This window comes from Streptomyces lydicus (assembly GCF_000717345.1).
Taxonomy (GTDB): domain Bacteria; phylum Actinomycetota; class Actinomycetes; order Streptomycetales; family Streptomycetaceae; genus Streptomyces; species Streptomyces lydicus.
This window is the reverse complement of sequence record NZ_JNZA01000036.1, coordinates 103,479-124,599: the sequence shown is the minus strand read 5'-3', so window position 1 is coordinate 124,599 and position 21,121 is coordinate 103,479. Positions and strand designations below refer to the sequence as shown.

The 21,121-nt window shown below is 70.2% G+C and carries 20 protein-coding genes; 14 read left to right on the top strand and 6 right to left on the bottom strand.

From position 1 onward, the window contains the following. Positions 1-2: 2 nt before the first annotated feature. Entirely contained in the window at positions 3-1,121 is a 1,119-nt protein-coding gene (gene tal, locus OO62_RS28865; protein WP_033270566.1) for a transaldolase, read from the bottom strand. Between the two features lie 34 nt (positions 1,122-1,155). Then, on the bottom strand, positions 1,156-3,258 hold the full coding sequence (tkt, locus tag OO62_RS28860) for a transketolase (RefSeq protein ID WP_033270565.1): 2,103 nt from the start codon (positions 3,256-3,258) through the stop codon (positions 1,156-1,158). 456 nt (positions 3,259-3,714) lie between these two features. On the opposite strand from tkt, the gene OO62_RS28855 reads away from it, so the two are divergent. The 3 genes from OO62_RS28855 to OO62_RS28845 all read left to right on the top strand — a co-directional run bounded on the left by OO62_RS28855 (position 3,715) and on the right by OO62_RS28845 (position 6,276). After that, on the top strand, positions 3,715-4,665 hold the full coding sequence (locus tag OO62_RS28855; protein ID WP_078617404.1) for a heme o synthase: 951 nt from the start codon (positions 3,715-3,717) through the stop codon (positions 4,663-4,665). A 54-nt stretch (positions 4,666-4,719) separates the two neighbouring features. Then, complete coding sequence (locus OO62_RS28850; protein ID WP_033270563.1) at positions 4,720-5,091, top strand: hypothetical protein; 372 nt, start codon at positions 4,720-4,722, stop codon at positions 5,089-5,091. 138 nt (positions 5,092-5,229) lie between these two features. After that, positions 5,230-6,276, top strand: a complete 1,047-nt coding sequence (locus tag OO62_RS28845) for a hypothetical protein (RefSeq protein WP_033270562.1) — start codon at positions 5,230-5,232, stop codon at positions 6,274-6,276. On the opposite strand, the gene OO62_RS28840 is transcribed toward OO62_RS28845, so the two are convergent. The 3 genes from OO62_RS28840 to OO62_RS28830 all read right to left on the bottom strand — a co-directional run bounded on the left by OO62_RS28840 (position 6,249) and on the right by OO62_RS28830 (position 9,096). Then, complete coding sequence (locus OO62_RS28840; RefSeq protein WP_033270561.1) at positions 6,249-7,253, bottom strand: COX15/CtaA family protein; 1,005 nt, start codon at positions 7,251-7,253, stop codon at positions 6,249-6,251. The genes OO62_RS28845 and OO62_RS28840 overlap by 28 nt on opposite strands. A 62-nt stretch (positions 7,254-7,315) precedes the next feature. Then, positions 7,316-8,110 carry an ABC transporter permease gene (locus OO62_RS28835; RefSeq protein ID WP_033270560.1) on the bottom strand — a complete coding sequence of 265 codons (795 nt, stop codon included), beginning with the start codon at positions 8,108-8,110 and terminating at the stop codon, positions 7,316-7,318. Further along, the gene (locus OO62_RS28830; protein WP_033270559.1) at positions 8,107-9,096 is read right to left on the bottom strand and encodes an ABC transporter ATP-binding protein; all 990 of its coding nucleotides are present in this window, start codon (positions 9,094-9,096) and stop codon (positions 8,107-8,109) included. The genes OO62_RS28835 and OO62_RS28830 overlap by 4 nt, the downstream gene beginning before the upstream one ends. A 282-nt stretch (positions 9,097-9,378) precedes the next feature. Between OO62_RS28830 and OO62_RS28825 the strand changes: the two genes are divergently transcribed. The 11 genes from OO62_RS28825 (at position 9,379) to OO62_RS28775 (ending at position 20,177) form a co-directional block, all read left to right on the top strand. Then, positions 9,379-10,236, top strand: coding sequence for a helix-turn-helix transcriptional regulator (locus OO62_RS28825; RefSeq protein WP_033270558.1), 858 nt, complete (start codon positions 9,379-9,381; stop codon positions 10,234-10,236). Beyond that, positions 10,233-11,654: a Fe-S cluster assembly protein SufB gene (gene sufB / locus OO62_RS28820; protein ID WP_033270557.1), complete on the top strand. Its 1,422-nt coding sequence runs from the start codon at positions 10,233-10,235 to the stop codon at positions 11,652-11,654. Before OO62_RS28825 ends, sufB begins: the two co-directional genes overlap by 4 nt. Positions 11,655-11,713: 59 nt before the next feature. Continuing rightward, positions 11,714-12,898 carry a Fe-S cluster assembly protein SufD gene (gene sufD, locus OO62_RS28815; protein ID WP_033270556.1) on the top strand — a complete coding sequence of 395 codons (1,185 nt, stop codon included), beginning with the start codon at positions 11,714-11,716 and terminating at the stop codon, positions 12,896-12,898. Then, on the top strand, positions 12,895-13,212 hold the full coding sequence (locus OO62_RS28810) for a non-heme iron oxygenase ferredoxin subunit (protein ID WP_033270555.1): 318 nt from the start codon (positions 12,895-12,897) through the stop codon (positions 13,210-13,212). The genes sufD and OO62_RS28810 overlap by 4 nt, the downstream gene beginning before the upstream one ends. Positions 13,213-13,219: 7 nt before the next feature. Further along, a complete protein-coding gene (gene sufC / locus OO62_RS28805) occupies positions 13,220-13,984 on the top strand; it encodes a Fe-S cluster assembly ATPase SufC (protein ID WP_033270554.1) in 765 nt (254 codons plus the stop codon). Continuing rightward, a complete protein-coding gene (locus OO62_RS28800) occupies positions 13,981-15,237 on the top strand; it encodes a cysteine desulfurase (RefSeq protein ID WP_033270553.1) in 1,257 nt (418 codons plus the stop codon). Before sufC ends, OO62_RS28800 begins: the two co-directional genes overlap by 4 nt. A 37-nt stretch (positions 15,238-15,274) precedes the next feature. Next, positions 15,275-15,733: a Fe-S cluster assembly sulfur transfer protein SufU gene (gene sufU, locus OO62_RS28795; protein ID WP_030411905.1), complete on the top strand. Its 459-nt coding sequence runs from the start codon at positions 15,275-15,277 to the stop codon at positions 15,731-15,733. Continuing rightward, positions 15,730-16,065: a metal-sulfur cluster assembly factor gene (locus OO62_RS28790; protein WP_033270552.1), complete on the top strand. Its 336-nt coding sequence runs from the start codon at positions 15,730-15,732 to the stop codon at positions 16,063-16,065. Before sufU ends, OO62_RS28790 begins: the two co-directional genes overlap by 4 nt. Positions 16,066-16,220: 155 nt before the next feature. Continuing rightward, entirely contained in the window at positions 16,221-16,544 is a 324-nt protein-coding gene (locus OO62_RS28785) for a DMT family transporter (RefSeq protein WP_033270551.1), read from the top strand. A 129-nt stretch (positions 16,545-16,673) separates the two neighbouring features. After that, positions 16,674-17,684 (top strand): 2,3,4,5-tetrahydropyridine-2,6-dicarboxylate N-succinyltransferase, encoded by a 1,011-nt coding sequence (gene dapD / locus OO62_RS28780; protein WP_033270550.1) that lies wholly within the window; start codon positions 16,674-16,676, stop codon positions 17,682-17,684. 1,569 nt (positions 17,685-19,253) lie between these two features. Continuing rightward, a complete protein-coding gene (locus OO62_RS28775; RefSeq protein ID WP_033270549.1) occupies positions 19,254-20,177 on the top strand; it encodes an EI24 domain-containing protein in 924 nt (307 codons plus the stop codon). On the opposite strand, the gene dapA is transcribed toward OO62_RS28775, so the two are convergent. Beyond that, positions 20,077-21,054, bottom strand: a complete 978-nt coding sequence (gene dapA / locus OO62_RS28770; RefSeq protein WP_033270548.1) for a 4-hydroxy-tetrahydrodipicolinate synthase — start codon at positions 21,052-21,054, stop codon at positions 20,077-20,079. The two genes, OO62_RS28775 and dapA, sit on opposite strands and share 101 nt — an antisense overlap. Positions 21,055-21,121 lie beyond the last annotated feature (67 nt).

Here is a 21,121-nt window from a genome sequence, read left to right as displayed (position 1 = left end):
GTTCAGCCCTCCGAAGGAGCGAGGCGCTTGAGCTCCGCCTCCGTCGACTTGAGCAGGTCGTTCCAGGAGGCTTCGAACTTCTCGACGCCCTCGTCCTCCAGGAGCTGTACGACATCGTCGTAGGAGATCCCGAGCCGTGCGATCGCGTCGAGGTCGGCCTTGGCCTCGTCGTACGTGCCGCGCACCGTGTCACCGGTGATCTGCCCGTGGTCGGCGGTGGCCTCCAGGGTGGCCTCCGGCATGGTGTTGACCGTGCCCGGGGCGACCAGGTCGTCCACGTACAGGGTGTCCTTGTAGGCCGGGTCCTTGACGCCGGTCGAGGCCCACAGCGGACGCTGCTTGTTGGCGCCGGCCTTGTCGAGGGCGGCCCAGCGGTCCGAGGAGAAGACCTCCTCGTACGCCTGGTAGGCGAGGCGGGCGTTGGCCAGCGCGGCCTTGCCCTTGAGGGACTTGGCCTCGTCGGTGCCGACCTTGTCCAGGCGCTTGTCGATCTCGCTGTCCACGCGGGACACGAAGAACGACGCCACCGAACGGATCAGGGACAGGTCCAGGCCCGCGGCCTTGGCCTTCTCCAGACCGGCGAGGTAGGCGTCCATGACCTCGCGGTAGCGCTCCAGCGAGAAGATCAGCGTGACGTTGACGCTGATGCCCAGGCCGATGACCTCGGTGATGGCCGGCAGACCCGCCTTGGTGGCCGGAATCTTGATCAGGGTGTTGGGGCGGTCCACCAGCCAGGCCAGCTGCTTGGCTTCGGCGACGGTCGCTCCGGTGTTGTGCGCCAGGCGCGGGTCGACCTCGATGGAGACCCGGCCGTCCTGGCCGCCGGTGGCGTCGAAGACCGGCCGCAGCACGTCGGCGGCGTCCCGGACGTCCGCCGTCGTGATCATGCGGATGGCCTCGTCGACGGTGACCTTGCGGGCGGCGAGGTCGGCGAGCTGCTGCTGGTAGCCGTCGCCCGCGGAGATCGCCTTCTGGAAGATCGACGGGTTCGTCGTGACGCCGACGACGTGCTGCTGGTCGATCAGCTCGGCGAGGTTGCCGGACGTGATGCGCTTGCGCGACAGGTCGTCCAGCCAGATCGCGACGCCTTCGTCGGAGAGGCGCTTGAGTGCGTCTGTCATGGGTTCTGCATCTCCTACTTGTTGTGTACGTGCGTCAGCGCGCGGCGGCTTCCAGCGATTCCCGGGCGGCGTCGGCGACCCTGTCGGCGGTGAACCCGAACTCGCGGAAGAGGACCTTGCCGTCGGCCGAGGCACCGAAGTGCTCCAGCGACACGATGCGACCGGCGTCGCCCACGAAGCGGTGCCAGGTCAGACCGATGCCGGCCTCGACGGCGACCCGCGCCTTGACCGACGGGGGCAGCACACGCTCGCGGTAGTCCTGGTCCTGCTCGTCGAACCACTCCACCGACGGCATCGACACCACGCGGGTCGGCACGCCCTCGGCCTGCAGCTGCTCGCGCGCCTCGACGGCGAGCTGGACCTCGGAGCCGGTGGCGATCAGGACGGCCTGCGGCGTGGTGCTCTTACCGTCGGCCCCTTCCGCCTCGAACATGATGTAACCGCCCTTGGCGGTGTCCTCGTTCGCCGGGTACGTCGGCACGCCCTGACGGGTCAGCGCCAGGCCGTGCGGGGCGCCCACGCCGAACTTCTTGGTCCAGCGGCGCTGGATCTCGCGCCAGGCGAGCGCGGTCTCGTTGGCGTCGGCCGGACGGACGACGTTCAGGCCGGGGATGGCGCGCAGCGAGGCCAGGTGCTCGACCGGCTGGTGGGTCGGGCCGTCCTCGCCCAGACCGATGGAGTCGTGCGTCCACACGTACGTCACCGGCAGGTGCATCAGAGCGGACAGCCGGACGGCGTTGCGCATGTAGTCGGAGAACACCAGGAAGGTGCCGCCGTAGATGCGGGTGTTGCCGTGCAGCGCGATGCCGTTCATCTCCGCGGCCATGGAGTGCTCACGGATGCCGAAGTGGATGGTGCGGCCGTAGGGGTCGGCCCCCGGCAGCGGGTTGCCCTCCGGCAGGAACGAAGAGGTCTTGTCGATCGTGGTGTTGTTGGAGCCCGCGAGGTCCGCGGAGCCGCCCCACAGCTCGGGGATGACCGCGCCGAGCGCCTGCAGCACCTTGCCGGACGCGGCACGGGTGGCGACGGACTTGCCGGTCTCGAACGCCGGCAGGTGGTCCTCCCAGCCCTCGGGCAGCTCGCCCGCGGCGATCCGGTCGAACTCCGCGGCGTGCTGCGGGTTGGCGGTGCGCCAGGCGGCGAAGGACTTCTCCCACTCCTTCTGGGCGTCCCGGCCGCGGTCGAGGGCGGCGCGGGTGTGCGCGAGCACCTCGTCGTGGACCTCGAAGTGCTGCTCGGGGTCGAAGCCCAGGACGCGCTTGGTGGCGGCGACCTCTTCCTCGCCCAGCGCCGAGCCGTGCGCGGCCTCGGTGTTCTGGGCGTTGGGGGCCGGCCAGGCGATGATCGAGCGCATCGCGATGAACGACGGCCGGTCGGTGACGGCCTTGGCGGCCTCCAGGGCGCGGAACAGCGCCTCGGGGTCCAGGTCGCCGTTCTCCTTGGGCTCGACGCGCTGCACGTGCCAGCCGTACGCCTCGTAGCGCTTGCAGGTGTCCTCGGAGACGGCGGTCTCGGTGTCGCCCTCGATCGAGATGTGGTTGTCGTCCCACAGCAGGACGAGGTTGCCGAGCTTCTGGTGGCCGGCCATGGAGGACGCCTCGGCGGAGATGCCCTCCTGGAGGCAGCCGTCGCCGGCGATGCAGTAAATGGTGTGGTCGAAGGGCGAGCTGCCGCGCGCCGCCTCCGGGTCGAACAGGCCGCGCTCGTAGCGCGAGGCCATCGCCATGCCGACCGCGTTGGCGACACCCTGGCCCAGCGGGCCGGTGGTGGTCTCCACGCCGGAGGTGTGGCCGTACTCCGGGTGTCCGGGGGTCTTCGAGCCCCAGGTGCGGAACGCCTTCAGGTCGTCCAGCTCCAGGCCGTAACCGGCGAGGTAGAGCTGGATGTAGAGAGTCAGGCTGGAGTGGCCGGCGGAGAGGACGAACCGGTCACGGCCGGTCCAGTTCGGGTCCGCGGGGTCGTGCCGCATCAGCTTCTGGAACAGCACATACGCGGCGGGAGCCAGGCTCATGGCCGTACCCGGATGGCCGTTTCCGACCTTCTGCACGGAATCCATGGCCAGGACGCGGACGGTGTCCACCGCCCGCTGGTCCAGATCGGTCCACTCGAAATCTGTGGTGGTCGGCTTGGTGCTCACCCTGAGTCAGGGCTCCTCTCCACATGTCGAATGCCGCGGACGGTATGTCCGCCAGGCGGTGTCGAGCCTACCCCCGCAGCAACGCGCGCCTTTTCGACGCTCAGTCGGTGTTTTCGACGCTCAATCGGTGCGGTGGCGATGGCGCTGTTCGTTGCTTTGGGCAACCAAATCGGGCGTTCCGGTATTCCCGACCCGGCTGCGTCGGCCATACGACCAGACTGCCGGGCGGTGGTCACGCTCGCCTCCTGAACGGCGTGCGAACACCCGGGGAAACCCGGCGGCGCCGGCACCCGGCCCGGGCCCCAACACGACCACACCCCCGCGAAGACCGTCGTATGGCCAACGTCTAAAGTGGCGTGGTACGCGCAAGTCGTCACCGGTTCTCCACGGCCGGAAGGGCTTGCTGGCCTTATCTCTTCGGCGGCGGCGCCGCCGATGTTACTTCCAGGGGTGTGCGTGACGGCCGTCGAATCCCGTCCTGTGGGGGCGCTCTCCGAGAGCCACGGGGGTCCAGGTCACCGTCCGTTCGGGGCCCGTGTCAAGGCGTTCGTGGCGCTCACCAAGCCGCGTGTCATCGAGCTGCTGCTGATGACCACGATCCCGGTGATGTTCCTGGCGGCCGGCGGTGTCCCGGACCTGTGGCTCGTGCTCGCGACCTGCGTCGGCGGTTACCTCTCCGCCGGTGGCGCGGCCGCCTTCAACATGTACATCGACCGCGACATCGACGCCCTGATGGACCGCACCTCGCAGCGCCCGCTGGTGACCGGCATGGTCTCGCCGCGCGAGTGCCTGGTCTTCGCGACCGCCCTCGCGGTCGTTTCCACCGCCTGGTTCTGGTTCCTCGTCAATCCGCTGTCGGCGATGCTGTCGCTCGGGGCGCTGCTTTTCTACGTCGTCGTTTACACGATGATCCTCAAGCGGCGCACCTCCCAGAACATCGTCTGGGGCGGCATCGCGGGCTGCATGCCGGTCTTCATCGGCTGGTCGGCGGTGACGAACACGGTCTCCTGGGCCGCGGTCGTCCTCTTCCTCGTCATCTTCTTCTGGACGCCGCCGCACTACTGGCCGCTGTCGATGAAGGCCAAGGACGACTACGAGCGGGTCGGCGTGCCGATGCTGCCCGTGCTCGCCGGCAACAAGGCCGTGGCGCGCCAGATCGTCGCCTACAGCTGGGTGATGGTCGCCGTCTCGCTGCTGCTCCAGCCGCTGGGCTACACCGGCTGGTTCTACACGGCCGTGGCGCTCGCCTGCGGCGCCTTCTGGCTCAAGGAGGCGCACGGCCTGCAGTCCCGGGCCAAGGCCGGCATCACCGGTCCGAAGCTCAAGGAGATGCGGCTGTTCCACTGGTCCATCACCTACGTCTCCCTGCTGTTCGTCGCGGTGGCCGTGGATCCCTTCCTTCGCTAGAGGGTGTGGGGGATCACCCCCGCAAAGAGCTGTACTCGCGAGTAGCATGGGGTCATGGCAGACACCCAGCAGGCGGAGACGCCGGCCGACGCGGCGGCCGGCACCCAGGCCGACAAGCGCACGGGCAAGCACGCGGCCCGGCTCGCCAAGCAGATCCGCGCCTTCGCGGCGTCCCACGGCGGCAGCGCCGAGGGCCAGCTCGCGCACATCGGCCGCGGCCGCACCCGGATCGCCCTGGTCGGCGCCAACGGCGAGTGGGGCAACCTCGTCGCCGACAGCTTCGACGCCGCCAAGGACGCCGCCGCCCTCGCCGGCCTCACCCTCCAGGACGACTTCGACGGCGACCTCGCCGCCAAGGTCCGCACCGGCCCTTACGAGTGGTCCCGCATGGCGGGCCTCCAGCTGGGCGGCCCGGCCAACGGCTGAGGCCACCCTGGATGCCCGGCGGCGCCCCGGGGCGCACGCCACGGGCCGAGCCCGCTACCTCACCACCACCTCGTCCGTTAAGCCCACCAGGCGCGGCGCTCCGGCCACGCCCGGTGGGCTTACCGCGAGGAGGGGCGGATGGACGGCGTTCCCCCGCTCGTCGATCAGTACAGCCACGGCGCGGTGCACGGCGAACTGGGCCTCGGCTCCTTCGAGAGCCATCTGGCCGGCGCGGTCGGCGCCCACGGCCCGGCCCCCGCCGGCACCAGCTACTTCGACAGCTTCACCGGTCTCGCGATACGCCGCTGGTGCCCCCCGCTGCTCGGCCTGGAGCCGCACTGTCCGCCGGCCCGCTATCTGGCCCGCAGACGCGAGGTGGGCGCCTACCAGGCCGGCCGGCTGCTGCTGCGCGGCTCCGGCATCGGAACCTTCCTGCTGGAGGCCGGCACCCCCAGCGAACTGACCTCGGCCACCGAGATGGCCACCGCCGCCGAGGCCCGCGCCCACGAGGTCGTACGGCTCGAACCGCTCGCCGAGCAGGTCGCCGACACCTCCGGCAGCGTCGACTCCTTCATCGGCTACACCGCCGAGGCCCTCTACGCCGCGGCCCAGCACGCCACCGCCTTCGCCTCCGGCGCCGGCTACTGCGACGGCCACGCCCCCGAGGCCGGCGAGGTCCGCCGCGCCGCCGACCGCTGGCTGCGCGCCCGGCGTCCCGGGGACCGGCTCGCCGAGCCCGCCCTCGTCCGCCATCTGCTGTGGAGCGCGGTGGCCACCGGCCTGCCCGTCCAGCTGCACTGCCCCGACCCGCAGCGGCTCGCGGCCTTCCTGCGCGCCACCACCGGCCTGGGCTCGGACCTCGTGCTGCTGCCCGCCGCGCCGCACCACCGCCGCGCGGCCCAGCTCGCCGCCGCGCACGCCCATGTCTACGCCGACACCGGGCCGCGCCCCGAAGAGACCCTGCCGCACGCGCCGTTCGGCAAGCTGCTGTTCTCCTCGGGCGCCCGCGGACTGCCCGAGCTGTACGTGACCGGCGCCCGGTTCTTCCTGCGCGCCATGGAGCGCCTCGTACGGGAGTGGACCGGTGAGGGCGTGTGCGGCCCCGAGGACGGGCGGCGGATCGTCGAAATGATCGCGTCCGGCACCGCGCGCCGGGTCTACCGGCTGGGCGCTGAGACCGCCTGAGCGTCGAGCGCCTCGTGCTCACCGGTGGGCGCCGCCCCGGCGGACCCGTCCTCCAGGAGCGGACCGCGGTCGCGCAGCGCCAGGGCCAGCCGCAGCGCGCAGATCCACACCAGGGTCGAGCCCAGCATGTGCAGACCGATGACGAGTTCGGGCAGCCCCATGAAGTACTGGACGTAACCGATGACGCCCTGCGCCATGAGGCAGCCGAACAACTCCAGCACCATCCGGCGCGGGGCGGCCGGCGCCTTGACGGCGCGCAGCGTGAACCACAGGGCGACGGTCAGGCCGACGACGATGTAGACGAAGTCGACGTGCAGCTGGGTGATCTCCTGCCAGTTCAGCGGGATGCGGTGGACCTTGTGCGCGTCGCCCGCGTGCGGGCCCGCGCCGGTGACGACCGTGCCGATGACGGTGAGCGCGCCGGTCGCCCCGACCAGCAGCCAGGCCAGCTGCCGCACCGGGCGGGTGACCAGGTCACGCGGCTCCTCGTCGCCCTCGCAGGCCCGCCGCCAGCTCAGCACGGCGACCGTCAGCAGCGCCGTGGCCGCGAGGAAGTGCGAACCGACGATGTACGGGTTCAGGCCGGACAGGACCGTGATGCCGCCGATGACGGCGTTGCTCATGACGAGCCAGAACTGTGCCCAGCCGAGCCGGGTGAGCGAGCGGCGCCGCGGGTGGCGGGCGCGGGCAGCGATGATGAACAGGCCGACGACCACGCACAGCACGTCCGTCAGCATGCGGTTGCTGAACTCGATGATGCCGTTGATGCCCATCGCCGCGGTCGGCGTCAGGCTGTCCGGGGTGCACTTGGGCCAGGTCGAGCAGCCCAGTCCGGACTGGCTGAGCCGGACCGCGCCGCCCGTGACGACGATGATCACGGCCATCACGACGGTCGCGAGCGCGGCCCGCTGGACGAAGGCCGCGGACGGCTGCCAGCGGCGGGCGATCAGCTCAAGGGGATTCAGCGAATTCGGCACGGAGCCATCGTAGGCGGGGCCTTGTGCAAACTTTCACGAGGGGTGGGCCGAGCCGCGCCCGGCTACTCCCAGCGGAAGAACTTCGCCGCCGCGCCCAGCCCCAGCACGGCCCATACGGCGAGGATGCCGAGGTCGGCCCAGGGCATCGAGGCGCCGTGCTGAAGGACCGTCCGCAGGCCGTCCGACAGCGCCGAGACCGGCAGGAACTCCAGCACCTGCCGGGCCGCCTCGGGGAACTTCGCCAGCGGGACGATCACGCCGCCGCCGACGAGCAGCAGCAGGAAGACCAGGTTGGCGGCGGCCAGCGTCGCCTCGGCTTTCAGCGTGCCGGCCATCAGCAGGCCGAGACCGGAGAACGCCGCGGTACCCAGAAGGAGCAGCAGCAGCACCGCGAGCGGATTGCCCCGCGGGGACCAGCCCAGCCCGAAGGCGATCACCGTCAGCAGCGCGATCTGCAGGATCTCGGTGACCAGCACCGAGCAGGTCTTGGCGGTCATCAGCCCCCAGCGGGGGAGCGGTGAGGCGGCCAGCCGCTTGAGGACGCCGTAGCGGCGCTCGAAGCCGGTGGCGATGGCCTGGCCGGTGAACGCCGTGGACATCACGGCCAGCGCGAGGATGCCCGGCGCGAGGAAGTCCACCGCGCTGCCGGCCCCGGTGTCGACGATGTCGACGGTGGAGAACAGCACCAGCAGCAGCGTCGGGATGACGACGGTCAGCAGCAGCTGCTCGCCGTTGCGCAGCAGCATCCTGGTCTCCAGGGCCGCCTGGGCCCGGATCATCCGGGGCAGCGGTGCGGCGCCGGGCCGCGGGGCGAAGGCGCCGGTGCCGGCGGCCGTACCGGTCTCGGTGGCGGTCATGCGCGCAGCTCCTTGCCGGTCAGTTCGAGGAAGACGTCCTCCAGGGTGTGCCGTTCGACCGCTATGGCGTCCGGCATCACGCCGTTCTGCGCGCACCAGGAGGCGACCGTGGCCAGCAGCTGCGGGTCGATCTTGCCGTGCACGCGGTACGTGCCGACGGCGAGCTCGGTGGCCGCGCTGTCGGCGGGCAGCGCCTTGAGCAGCGAGGCGAGGTCCAGGCCGGGCCGTCCGGTGAAGCGCAGGCTGTTCTCCGCGCCGCCGCGGCACAGCTCCTCCGGGCTGCCCTGGGCGATCACCCGGCCGCCGTCGATGATCGCGACGTCGTCGGCCAGCTGCTCGGCCTCGTCCATGAAGTGGGTGGTCAGCACGCAGCTCACGCCGTCGGCGCGCAGCTCCCGTACGAGGTCCCAGGTGGCGTGCCGGGCCTGCGGGTCGAGGCCGGCGGTCGGCTCGTCGAGGAAGACCAGCTCGGGGCGGCCGACCACGGCCATCGCCAGCGCCAGCCGCTGCTGCTGGCCGCCGGACAGCCGCCGGTAGGGCGTCCGGCCGCAGCTGCCCAGGCCGAGGCGTTCGACGAGCCCGCCGACGTCGAGGGGGTGGGCGTGCAGGGAGGCGGTGTGCCGCAGCATCTCCTCGGCGCGGGCACCGGCGTAGACGCCGCCCGACTGGAGCATCACGCCGATCCGCGGGCGCAGCGCGGCGGCGTCGGCGACCGGGTCCAGGCCCAGGACGCGGACCCGGCCGGCGTCCGGGCGGCGGTAGCCCTCGCAGGTCTCGACGGTGGTGGTCTTGCCGGCGCCGTTGGGGCCGAGCACGGCGGTGACCGAGCCGCGGGCGACGGTCAGGTCGAGCCCGTCCACCGCGGCCTTGGCCCCGTACCGCTTGACCAGGCCGGTGATCTCGACGGCAGGCTCGGGGCCTGTGGTTCCCCCCGCCGGAGCAAGGGGGCGGGTCCGGGGGGTGCCCCCCGGGGAGCTGCTGCGCATGGCGGGAAGTCTACGAAGCGCGCGGCGGCGGCCCGCCACGGGGGCGCGGCTGCCGGCGGGCTTCCCGGGGTCACCGGTACGGCGGTGCGCGGGGCGGCGGATTCCTGCCGCCCGCGGGCCGGGGCCGGGCCGTCCGGTCCCGGTCGGCGCCGCCGCAGGTCGGGGCCCCTTTCGGGCCCTTCGGCGCGGGGTTGAATTAGGTAAACCTAAGTGATAGAGGCCACCAGTCCAGGGCGTGGACGAGGCTTGAATCACTTTGACGAATTACGCAACAATGGCGTTGTGAAATACACGAGCGAGGACAAGCGAGAGCCCGGGGTCGACCAGACCGCCGGGCCGGCCGCCTCCGCGCCCGGGCGTGCCGAGCGGCCCCAGCAGGCCGCCGCACCGGCACCGCACGACGAGCAGCAGGGCACCCGCAACCGCGTCGCCCGCTCCATCCTCGACCACGGCCCGTCCACCGCGGCCGAGCTCGCCCTGCGCCTGGAGCTGACCCAGGCCGCCGTCCGCCGTCATCTGGACGCGCTGGTCGCCGAGGGCGTGGTCGAGCCCCGCGAGAAGCGGGTCTACGGCGCCCGTGGCCGCGGCCGTCCGGCCAGGGCCTTCGCCCTGACCGACTGCGGCCGGGACGCCTTCGACCAGGCATACGACCAGCTCGCCTCCGACGCCCTGCGCTGGATCGCCCAGAGCGCGGGCGGCGGCGAGAAGGGCGAGGCAGCCGTCGCCGCCTTCGCGCGGGCGCGGCTCGCCGCCCAGGCCGAGGGCTACCGCGAGGCGGTCGAGAACGCCGAGCCGGAGGCCCGGACCGAGGCCCTGGCGAAGGCGTTGACCGCGGACGGGTACGCTGCTACGGCGCGCAGCGCGCCCAACCCCCAGCTCGGTGAACAGCTCTGCCAGCACCACTGCCCGGTCGCCCACGTCGCCGAGCAGTACCCGCAGCTGTGCGAGGCGGAGACCGAGGTCTTCTCCCGTCTGCTCGGGACCCACGTACAGCGCCTCGCCACCATCGCCCACGGCGACGGGGTGTGCACGACCTTCGTCCCGAAGGCCGGTGCCGGCAAGGCGGCTCACCGCACCGGTGGGCACCACCCCAAGACCACCACAGCATCTGCAAGCACGGCCGGGAGGAACCCCGCATGACGCTCCCCACGGAGACTGCTCACCCTGAGCTCGAGGGCCTGGGCAAGTACGAATACGGCTGGGCCGACTCCGACGTGGCCGGCGCCTCCGCCAAGCGCGGTCTTTCCGAGGCCGTCGTCCGCGACATCTCGTCGAAGAAGAACGAGCCGGAGTGGATGCTCAAGCTCCGCCTCAAGGGTCTGAAGCTGTTCGACAAGAAGCCCATGCCGAACTGGGGCTCGGACCTGTCGGGCATCGACTTCGACAACATCAAGTACTTCGTCCGCTCCACCGAGCAGCAGGCCGCCTCCTGGGAGGACCTGCCCGAGGACATCAAGAACACCTACGACAAGCTCGGCATCCCCGAGGCGGAGAAGCAGCGCCTGGTCGCCGGTGTCGCCGCGCAGTACGAGTCCGAGGTCGTCTACCACCAGATCCGCGAGGACCTGGAGGCGCAGGGCGTCATCTTCCTGGACACCGACACCGCGCTGAAGGAGCACCCGGAGCTCTTCCAGGAGTACTTCGGCACGGTCATCCCGGTCGGCGACAACAAGTTCGCGTCGCTGAACACCGCGGTGTGGTCCGGCGGCTCGTTCATCTACGTCCCCAAGGGTGTCCACGTGGACATCCCGCTCCAGGCCTACTTCCGGATCAACACCGAGAACATGGGCCAGTTCGAGCGGACGCTGATCATCGTCGACGAGGACGCCTACGTCCACTACGTCGAGGGCTGCACCGCCCCGATCTACAAGTCGGACTCGCTGCACTCCGCGGTCGTCGAGATCATCGTCAAGAAGGGCGGCCGCTGCCGCTACACGACCATCCAGAACTGGTCGAACAACGTCTACAACCTGGTCACCAAGCGCGCCGTCGCCTACGAGGGCGCGACCATGGAGTGGGTCGACGGCAACCTCGGCTCCAAGGTGACGATGAAGTACCCGGCGGTCTACCTGATGGGCGAGCACGCCAAGGGCGAGACCCTGTCCATCGCCTTCGCGGGCGAGGGCCAGCACCAGGACGCCGGCTCCAAGATGGTCCACATGGCGCCGAACACCTCCTCCAACATCGTCTCCAAGTCGGTGGCGCGCGGCGGCGGCCGTACGTCCTACCGCGGTCTGGTGGAGATCGGCGAGGGCGCCGCGGGCTCCAAGTCCAACGTGCTGTGTGACGCCCTGCTGGTGGACACCATCTCCCGGTCGGACACCTACCCCTACGTCGACGTCCGCGAGGACGACGTCTCCATGGGTCACGAGGCGACCGTCTCCAAGGTCAGCGAGGACCAGCTCTTCTACCTGATGGCCCGTGGCCTGTCGGAGGACGAGGCCATGGCGATGATCGTGCGCGGCTTCGTCGAGCCGATCGCCCGTGAGCTGCCGATGGAGTACGCGCTGGAGCTGAACCGGCTGATCGAGCTGCAGATGGAAGGCGCGGTCGGCTGACCCCGGCCCCCCAGCAGCGACCGACTCCCTGATTGCAGAAAGCGAGCACGACGACAGCCATGGCTGAGGCTCAGAACATCCCGGCGGGTTCCACGACCACCGGCTCCATCGCGGTGGCCGCGGAGTCCACCGTCGCCACCAGGATGAGCGCCCCGCCGTCCTACGACGTGGCGGACTTCCCGGTGCCGCACGGCCGCGAGGAGGAGTGGCGCTTCACCCCGCTCGCGCGGCTGAAGGGCCTGCACGACGGCTCCGCCGTGGCCGGCGGCCCCGACCTGAAGATCGACATCACCGCGCCCGAGGGTGTCACCCACGAGCTCGTCGACCGCGCCGACCCGCGGGTCGGCAAGGCCGGCAAGCCCGTGGACCGGGTCGCCGCCCAGGCGTACAGCTCGTTCGAGAAGGCGTCGGTCGTCTCGGTCCCCAAGGAGACCGTGCTGGCCGAGCCGATCCGGATCACCGTGCACGGTGAGGGCGGCACCGCCTTCGGCCACCAGGTCATCGAGCTGGGCGCGTTCGCCGAGGCCGTGGTCGTCATCGACCACACCGGTGACGCGGTGCTCGCCGCCAACGTCGACTACCTCCTCGGCGACGGCGCCAAGCTGACCGTCGTCTCCGTCCAGGACTGGGAGCACACCGCCGTCCACGCCGGGCAGCACAACGCCCTGGTCGGCCGGGACGCCACGTTCAAGTCCGTCGTCGTCACCTTCGGCGGTGACGTCGTCCGCCTCCACCCGCGCGTCACCTACGCGGGCCCCGGCGGCGAGGCCGAGTTCTACGGCCTGTACTTCACCGAGCAGGGCCAGCACCACGAGCACCGCCTCTTCGTCGACCACGAGGCGGCCAACTGCCGCTCCAACGTCGTCTACAAGGGCGCGCTGCAGGGCGAGGACGCGCACGCCGTCTGGATCGGCGACGTGCTGATCCGGGCCTCGGCGACCGGCACGGACACCTACGAGCTCAACCGCAACCTCGTCCTCACGGACGGCGCGCGGGTCGACTCGGTGCCCAACCTGGAGATCGAGACCGGCGAGATCGTCGGCGCCGGCCACGCCTCGGCGACCGGCCGCTTCGACGACGAGCAGCTCTTCTACCTGATGGCCCGCGGCATCCCGGCCGACGAGGCCCGCCGCCTGGTCGTGCGCGGCTTCTTCGCCGAGCTCGTCCAGCAGATCGGCCTCCCGGACGTCGAAGAGCGCCTGATGAGCAAGATCGAGGCCGAGCTGGAAGCGTCCGCGGTATGAGCTACGTACGCGCAGCGGCGCTCAGCGAGCTGGAGGAGGACACCCCCCGGCGGGTGGAGATCGACGGCACCCCCGTCTCGCTCGTCCGCACCGAGGGCGAGGTGTTCGCGATCAACGACATCTGCTCGCACGCGAACGTGTCCCTCTCGGAGGGCGAGGTCGAGGACTGCTCCATCGAGTGCTGGCTGCACGGTTCGAGCTTCGACCTGCGCACCGGCAAGCCGAACGGCCTTCCCGCGACGCGCCCCGTCCCCGTATATCCCGTAAAGATCGAAGGGGACGACGTGCTCGTCTCCGTCACCCAGGAGTCCTGAGTCACCCATGGCAACGCTTGAGATCCACGACCTGCACGTCTCCGTCGAGGCCGAGAACGGCCCGCGCGAGATCCTGAAGGGCGTCGACCTGACCGTGAAGCAGGGCGAGACGCACGCCATCATGGGCCCCAACGGCTCCGGCAAGTCGACCCTCGCCTACTCGCTCGCGGGTCACCCCAAGTACACGATCACCGGCGGCACCGTCACCCTCGACGGCGAGGACGTCCTGGAGATGTCCGTCGACGAGCGCGCCCGGGCCGGCGTCTTCCTCGCCATGCAGTACCCGGTCGAGGTGCCCGGCGTCTCGGTCTCCAACTTCCTGCGCACCTCCGCGACCGCGATCCGCGGCGAGGCCCCCAAGCTGCGGCTGTGGGTCAAGGAGGTCAAGGAGGCCATGGAGCGCCTGAACATGGACCCCGCGTTCGCCGAGCGCAACGTCAACGAGGGCTTCTCCGGCGGTGAGAAGAAGCGCCACGAGATCCTCCAGCTGGAGCTGCTGAAGCCGGCCATCGCGATCCTCGACGAGACCGACTCCGGTCTGGACGTCGACGCGCTGCGGATCGTCTCCGAGGGCGTCAACCGCGTCCGCGAGACCGGCCAGGTGGGCACCCTGCTCATCACCCACTACACGCGGATTCTCCGCTACATCAAGCCCGACCACGTCCACGTGTTCGCCAACGGCCGGATCGCCGAGTCCGGCGGCCCGGAGCTGGCGGACAAGCTGGAGGCCGAGGGCTACGAGGCGTACGTGAAGGGTGGCGCAACCGCGTGACACAGCTGCCGGGCCTCCTCGACACAGAGGCGATCCGTAAGGACTTCCCCCTCCTGGACCGCCAGGTCCACGACGGCCGGAAGATCGTGTACCTGGACAACGCGGCGACCTCGCAGAAGCCGCGTCAGGTCCTCGACGCCCTGAACGCCTACTACGAACGTCACAACGCCAACGTCCACCGCGGCGTGCACGTGCTCGCCGAGGAGGCCACGGCGCTGTACGAAGGCGCCCGTGACAAGGTCGCGGACTTCATCAACGCGCCGAGCCGCAACGAGGTGATCTTCACCAAGAACGCCTCGGAGTCGCTCAACCTCGTCGCGAACATGCTGGGCTGGGCCGACGAGCCCTACCGTGTGGACCGCGAGACCGAGATCGTCATCACGGAGATGGAGCACCACTCCAACATCGTCCCGTGGCAGCTGCTCGCGCAGCGCACCGGCGCGAAGCTGAAGTGGTTCGGCATCACCGACGACGGCCGTCTCGACCTGTCCAACATCGACGAGATCATCACCGAGCAGACGAAGATCGTCTCGTTCACGCTGGTCTCGAACATCATGGGCACCGTCAACCCGGTCGAGACGATCATCCGCCGGGCCCAGGAGGTCGGCGCGCTGGTCTGCATCGACGCCTCGCAGGCAGCCCCGCACATGGTGCTGGACGTGCAGGCGCTGCAGGCCGACTTCGTGGCCTTCACCGGCCACAAGATGTGCGGCCCGACCGGCATCGGCGTCCTGTGGGGCCGCCAGGAGCTGCTGGAGGACCTCCCGCCGTTCCTCGGCGGCGGCGAGATGATCGAGACCGTCTCGATGCACTCCTCGACGTACGCCCCGGCGCCGCACAAGTTCGAAGCCGGTACGCCCCCGATCGCCCAGGCCGTCGGCCTCGGCGCGGCCGTGGACTACCTCACCTCGATCGGTATGGACAAGATCGCCGAGCATGAGCACGCGATCACCGAGTACGCCGTCAAGCGGCTGCTGGAGGTCCCCGACCTGCGCATCGTCGGCCCGAGCACGGCCGAGGACCGCGGGGCGACGATCTCCTTCACGCTCGGCGACATCCACCCGCACGACGTCGGCCAGGTGCTGGACGAGCAGGGCATCGCCGTCCGGGTGGGGCACCACTGCGCGCGTCCGGTCTGCCTGCGCTTCGGAATTCCTGCGACCACGCGAGCGTCGTTCTATCTGTACTCCACCCCGGCCGAGGTCGACGCCCTGGTCGCGGGCCTGGAGCACGTCCGCAACTTTTTCGGTTAATCAGGCACGGCGGATGAGGACGAGGACTGACTGAGTCGTGAAGCTGGATTCCATGTACCAGGACGTCATCCTGGACCACTACAAGCACCCCCATGGGCGCGGTCTTCGGGACGGCGACGCCGAGGTGCACCACGTCAATCCGACGTGCGGCGACGAGATCACGCTGCGCGTCCGGCTCGATGGCGCGACGATTGAGGATGTGTCCTACGAGGGCCAGGGCTGCTCCATCAGCCAGGCCAGCGCGTCGGTGCTCAACGACCTCCTGGTCGGCAAGGAGCTCGGTGAGGCGCAGAAGATCCAGGAGACCTTCCTGGAGCTGATGCAGTCCAAGGGCCAGGTCGAACCGGACGACGCGATGGAGGAGGTGCTGGAGGACGCGGTGGCGTTCGCCGGCGTCTCCAAGTACCCGGCGCGCGTGAAGTGCGCCCTGCTCAGCTGGATGGCCTGGAAGGACGCCACGGCCAAGGCCCTCTCCGAGGAGGCGAAGACCGCATGACCGACACGCCGACCACCACCAAGCCGGCCTCGGAGGAAGAGGTCCGCGAGGCGCTGTACGACGTCGTGGACCCCGAGCTGGGCATCGACGTCGTCAACCTGGGCCTGATCTACGGCATTCACATCGACGACGCCAACATCGCCACCATCGACATGACGCTGACGTCCGCGGCCTGCCCGCTGACCGACGTCATCGAGGACCAGGCCAAGTCCGCCACGGACGGCATCGTCAACGAACTGAAGATCAACTGGGTCTGGATGCCCCCGTGGGGCCCGGACAAGATCACCGACGACGGCCGCGAGCAGCTCCGCGCGCTCGGCTTCAACGTCTGACGGATCCTCCCGAGCAGGACAGCGGTACGTGCGACGGCCGTGCCCACCGGTCACCACCGGCGGGCACGGCCGTTCCGCGTCCCGGGCGTCCGCCGCGGCGGCCCGCTGCACGGGCCCGGTGTACGGCCGTTCGCCGCGCTCGTACGCTCGGGCGCATGGCTTACGTGACGCTCGCCGGCGCGATTCTTTCCGAGGTCCTCGCGACGACCGCGATGAAGTACAGCGACGGCTTCAGCAAGCTGTGGCCGTCGCTGACCACCGCGGTGGGATACCTGCTGGCGTTCGCACTGCTGGCCCGGACGCTGAAGTCGATGAGCGTGGGCACCGCGTACGCCATCTGGGCCGGCGCCGGCACGGCGGTGATCGCGGCGATCGGGATGGTGTTCCTGGGGGAGAGTGCGAGCGCGCTGAAGATCCTCGGGGTGCTGCTGGTGATAGCCGGGGTCGTGGTGCTGAATCTGGGCGGTGCGACGCACTGACGGAACCCGGCGGCGGGGCCCGGGCCGCTCTCGTGCGGCCCTACGAGGCCGGTTGTGCGACCGTACGGACCGGGCCCGAGCACTGAGACCGGTTCGCCTCGGCGGGGGCCCTCCGGTTAGGTTTCGAGCATGACCGATGCTGCTGCTTCCGCTTCTTCCCGTACCACCGGCGCCGTCGCCGCCGGGCTCGCCACCGTCGCCGCCGACGGCACCGTCCTCGACACCTGGTTCCCCGCGCCGGAACTGGTCACCGTGACCGCCGAGGGCCCCGGCCCGGCCGGCACCGAGCGCCTTGAGGACGCGCGCGCCGCCGAACTGCTGGGCGCCGCCGCGCTCAAGGCGATCGGTCCCGACCCGGTCCGTGACATCGAGGTCGTCGCCGTCCGTACGGTCATCTCCTCCCTCGACGACAAGCCGCTGGACGCGCACGACGTCTACCTGCGTCTGCACCTGCTCAGCCACCGTCTGGTCAAGCCGCACGGGCAGAACCTGGAGGGCATGTTCGGCCTGCTGTCCAACGTCGCCTGGACCTCGCTGGGCCCCGTGGCCGTCGACACGCTGGAGACGGTGCGGCTCAACGCCCGCGCCGAGGGGCTGCACCTCCAGGTCACCAGCGTCGACAAGTTCCCGCGGATGACGGACTACGTCGCGCCCGCCGGCGTGCGGATCGCGGACGCCGACCGGGTCCGCCTGGGCGCCCACCTCGCGGCCGGCACCACCGTCATGCACGAGGGCTTCGTCAACTTCAACGCCGGCACGCTGGGCACCTCCATGATCGAGGGCCGGATCAGCGCGGGCGTGGTCATCGGCGACGGCTCCGACATCGGCGGCGGCGCCTCCACCATGGGCACCCTGTCGGGCGGCGGCAAGCAGATCATCTCGATCGGCGAGCGCTGCCTGCTCGGCGCCGAGTCCGGCATCGGGATCGCGCTGGGCGACGAGTGCGTGGTCGAGGCCGGCCTGTACATCACCGCGGGCACCCGCGTCACGCTGCCCGACGGGCAGATCGTCAAGGCCCTGGAGCTCTCCGGCGCCGACAACATCCTCTTCCGCCGCAACTCCACCACCGGCACGGTCGAGGCCCGGCCGAACAAGGCGGTCTGGGGCGGTCTGAACGAGATCCTGCACAGCCACAACTGATCACCGGCGGCCGTGACCTGCGGCCGCCGAATCGATCAACGCCCTGACCTGCTGCCGAGCTGTCGGCACCTGTCGACGTTGGTCAACGTTGAGCGCCCTTCCACGGCCCTAGGACGGCCCGGGAGGGCGCTCGTGCGTTGGGGGGCGATACCGGCCTTGTAAGGGCGGAGGAGACGGACCGGGAGAGCGGTCAGGTCAACCAGGCAGAACCCAGGTTGTGGGCAGAAGCCCGACCTGGGGTGGTTGCGCCTCTTACCTGCCGCGATGGCCCGCAGGTGTCCGCCGATGCGCTCGGCATTGTCACGCAGTTACCGGTGATCTTGACCGGCGCAATCCTCCCGAGGTAGACGCCTCCTTTTTGGCCCGCGGCATCACGCCTGGAATCCCTATAGAACTCATTGCAGGGGGGCGCCGCCGTGTCTGATGACTCAACTTCAGGTTTGCGTCATCCCTCACCGTGTCGGTTCGCAGGACCATCCCCTTCACCTGAGGCCCTCGGGTTTGGCATTGCGTAAATCAACGCGAGCATTGCTGGAACAGGTACGACAAGCACAAAAGAAATCGTCACGATCACCAGGAAATTCGGGGCGGGATTCCAAAATCTAATTGGAGTGCTAGTGGTGATTCCGATCGCGGTCGTGCCGCATAGGGCATAGGAGATTACCGCAGCGAATGCTGTCGATAGCGCGTTCCGAGATGGGTAATCGGTAGGGCTTTGCTCCTCTGCCCTTCGTTGCCTCCACCACGTAATGCCTACCATCCCAAGGCTCGCGGAAAGAACATAGAGCGGCGAGATGCTGGGACCCCACCAGGGTTTCCCACGTCCAGCGAAGGCTACGTTGACGTAGTCATTGGCTACCGTGGATAAGAGGACTACTGTCATTACAGTCACGCCGTAGACGATCCTCCGGAGCAGGCGCTCCAAAGTTGCCAGTCCGATAATTGATTGGGCTGAGGGTGGCCCGGATTCTGCCTCGCCACTCTGTGTCTCGATGTAAGCGCTCAATAGCCAGGATATACTTGCCATTACGGCAACCGCCCCCACCGCAAGCATTCCGCTAGCTATTAGGGATTCCGTCCAGATGCGCGCGCAGGCATTCTCGGCTACGTCGCCATTGAGGAGAGAGAAAGCATAGCTGTCCAGCGCGAGCGCAATGAAAGCGGAGATGAGGACCCGCAGGGCGGTTATTCGCGCTACGCTAGCCTTCCTTTCAGTGATAATCATGACGATCCCGGCGAAAATGAAGCCAGCTAATACGCCTGCGAGTTGAGAATTTGCCGGTGCCGATTCAACGGCACTCCATCCGGTGCCTGCACATGTGCCGTCCGACGCGCTCATACTTTGTTGATGCCCGCCGAAGCCCTGTTCTTGCCTCCAAGTGGGGGCGTAGGGGAGCGTGAGGGGGCGCTCTGAGAAACGGTCGACGGAGAGGCTTTGGGCTGGAGCTGCTTTGGGGCGAGTGATCATGGCCCCTTGAGCTTCCGGCGAGTCGGGCAGACACCTCCGCCGGGCCGTCGCCGCTTGCCGCCCCGTTCGGGCCCGGTACGGACGCCGATAGGGTTGGGGCCATGCGTGATCTTGTAGCGGGGATGCGGTATCTGGGGGCGGGCCAGCGCTGGGTGGCCCGGCACGGCCGGTGGTGGGGGTTCGGACTGATTCCGGCGCTGATCGCGCTGGCGCTGTACGCCGGGGTGCTCATCGTGCTCGCCCTGTGGGCGGGCGACCTCGCGGCCTGGGCGACACCGTTCGCCGACGGCTGGGGGGCGCCCTGGCAGGGGCTGCTGCGCGGGCTGTTCGTGGCGCTGCTGTTCGCCGGCGGGCTGACGCTGTCCGTGCTGACCTTCACCGCGGTCACCCTGCTGATCGGCGACCCCTTCTACGAGTCGCTGTCGCAGAAGGTCGAGGAGAGCGAGGGGCACTGCCCGCCCGGGCCGGACCAGCCGCTGTGGCGTGAGCTCTGGAACGGGCTGCGGGACAGCGTCCATGTGCTGCTGCGCGCCGCGGGCTTCGGGCTCCTGCTGTTCGTCCTGGGCTTCCTGCCCTTCCTCGGGCAGACGGTGATCCCCGCGATCGGCTTCTGCGTCTCCGGCTTCTTCCTCGCCGTCGAGCTGACGTCGGTGGCCATGCAGCGCCGTGCCGTCCCGGTCCGCGAGCGGCTGCGGATGCTGCGCGGCCGGAAGGCGCTCGCGGTCGGTTTCGGCACCCCGCTGGTGCTGCTGTTCCTGGTCCCGTTCGTCGCGGTGGTGCTGATGCCGGGCGCGGTGGCCGGCGCGACGCTGCTGGTGCGGGACCTGGTGCCGGACGAGCAGCCGCCTTCCGGGGCGGACGGGGACGAGGTCGCGGGCGCCGGCCCGGTGGCCGGTTCCGGCGCGGCGCCCGCGTCCTGGCCGGCTAGCCAGGGACAGCCGCACCAGCCACTGCCGGCACCCCCCGCCCCGCCCGGGCCGTCCGGTCCAGGGTCGTCCGCAGCGCGTCCACCAGCCGGCTGGTGAGCCGGTCGTCGGCGTCCAACAGGGGGCCGCGGACCGGTCCGGCGGGCAGCCCGAGGTGGCGCAGCAGTGCCTTCGCGGCGACCGTCCCGGGGGTCTGGGAGCCGGTCACCGCCTCGATCAGCGGGATCAGGGCGAGCTGGCGGCGGGCGGCCTCGGCGGTGTCGCCGGCGTCGTGCGCGTCCCGTACGGCGCACACGGCCCGGGGCGCGAGGTTGCCGGCGGTGCTGACGCAGCCCGCGGCGCCGAGCGCCCGCAGCGGCAGGATCTGCTCGTCGCTGCCCGCGTAGTAGGCCAGGCCGGTCGCGGCCAGCACCTTCGCCGTCTTCAGCAGATCGTTGCCGCAGTCCTTGACGCCCGCGATCCGCGGGTGGTCGGCCAGCCGCAGCAGGGTGTCGGCGGCCAGCGCGGTGCCGGTGCGGCCGGGGATGTCGTAGAGCAGCACGGGCAGGCCGGTGGCGTCCGCGACGGTGCGCAGATGGTGGGCGACGGCCTCCTGGGTCGGCCGTGAGTAGTACGGCGTGACCACCAACAGGCCGTGTGCGCCCGCCCGTTCGGCGGCGCGGGCCAGTTCGACCGAGTGCCGGGTGTCGCTGGTGCCGACCCCGGCGGTGATCCGCGCCCGGTCGCCGACCGCTTCGACGACGGCCCGCAGCAGGGTCTCCTTCTCGGCGTCCGAGGTGGTCGGGGACTCGCCGGTGGTGCCGCTCAGCACCAGGGCGTCGCAGCCGCCCTCGTCGACGAGGTGCGCGGCGAGCCGTTGCGCGCCGTCCGGGTCGAGCGCACCGTCGTCGGTGAACGGCGTGATCATCGCGACGGCGGTGCGGCCGAACGGTGCCGTGGCGGTTCGCGGGGTGAGGGGTGCGGTCACGGTGTCCATGCGGGGAGTGTGCTGGCCCATCATGTTTCACGTCCACTTAGTTGTACTGTGGTGAATTCTTAAGGAT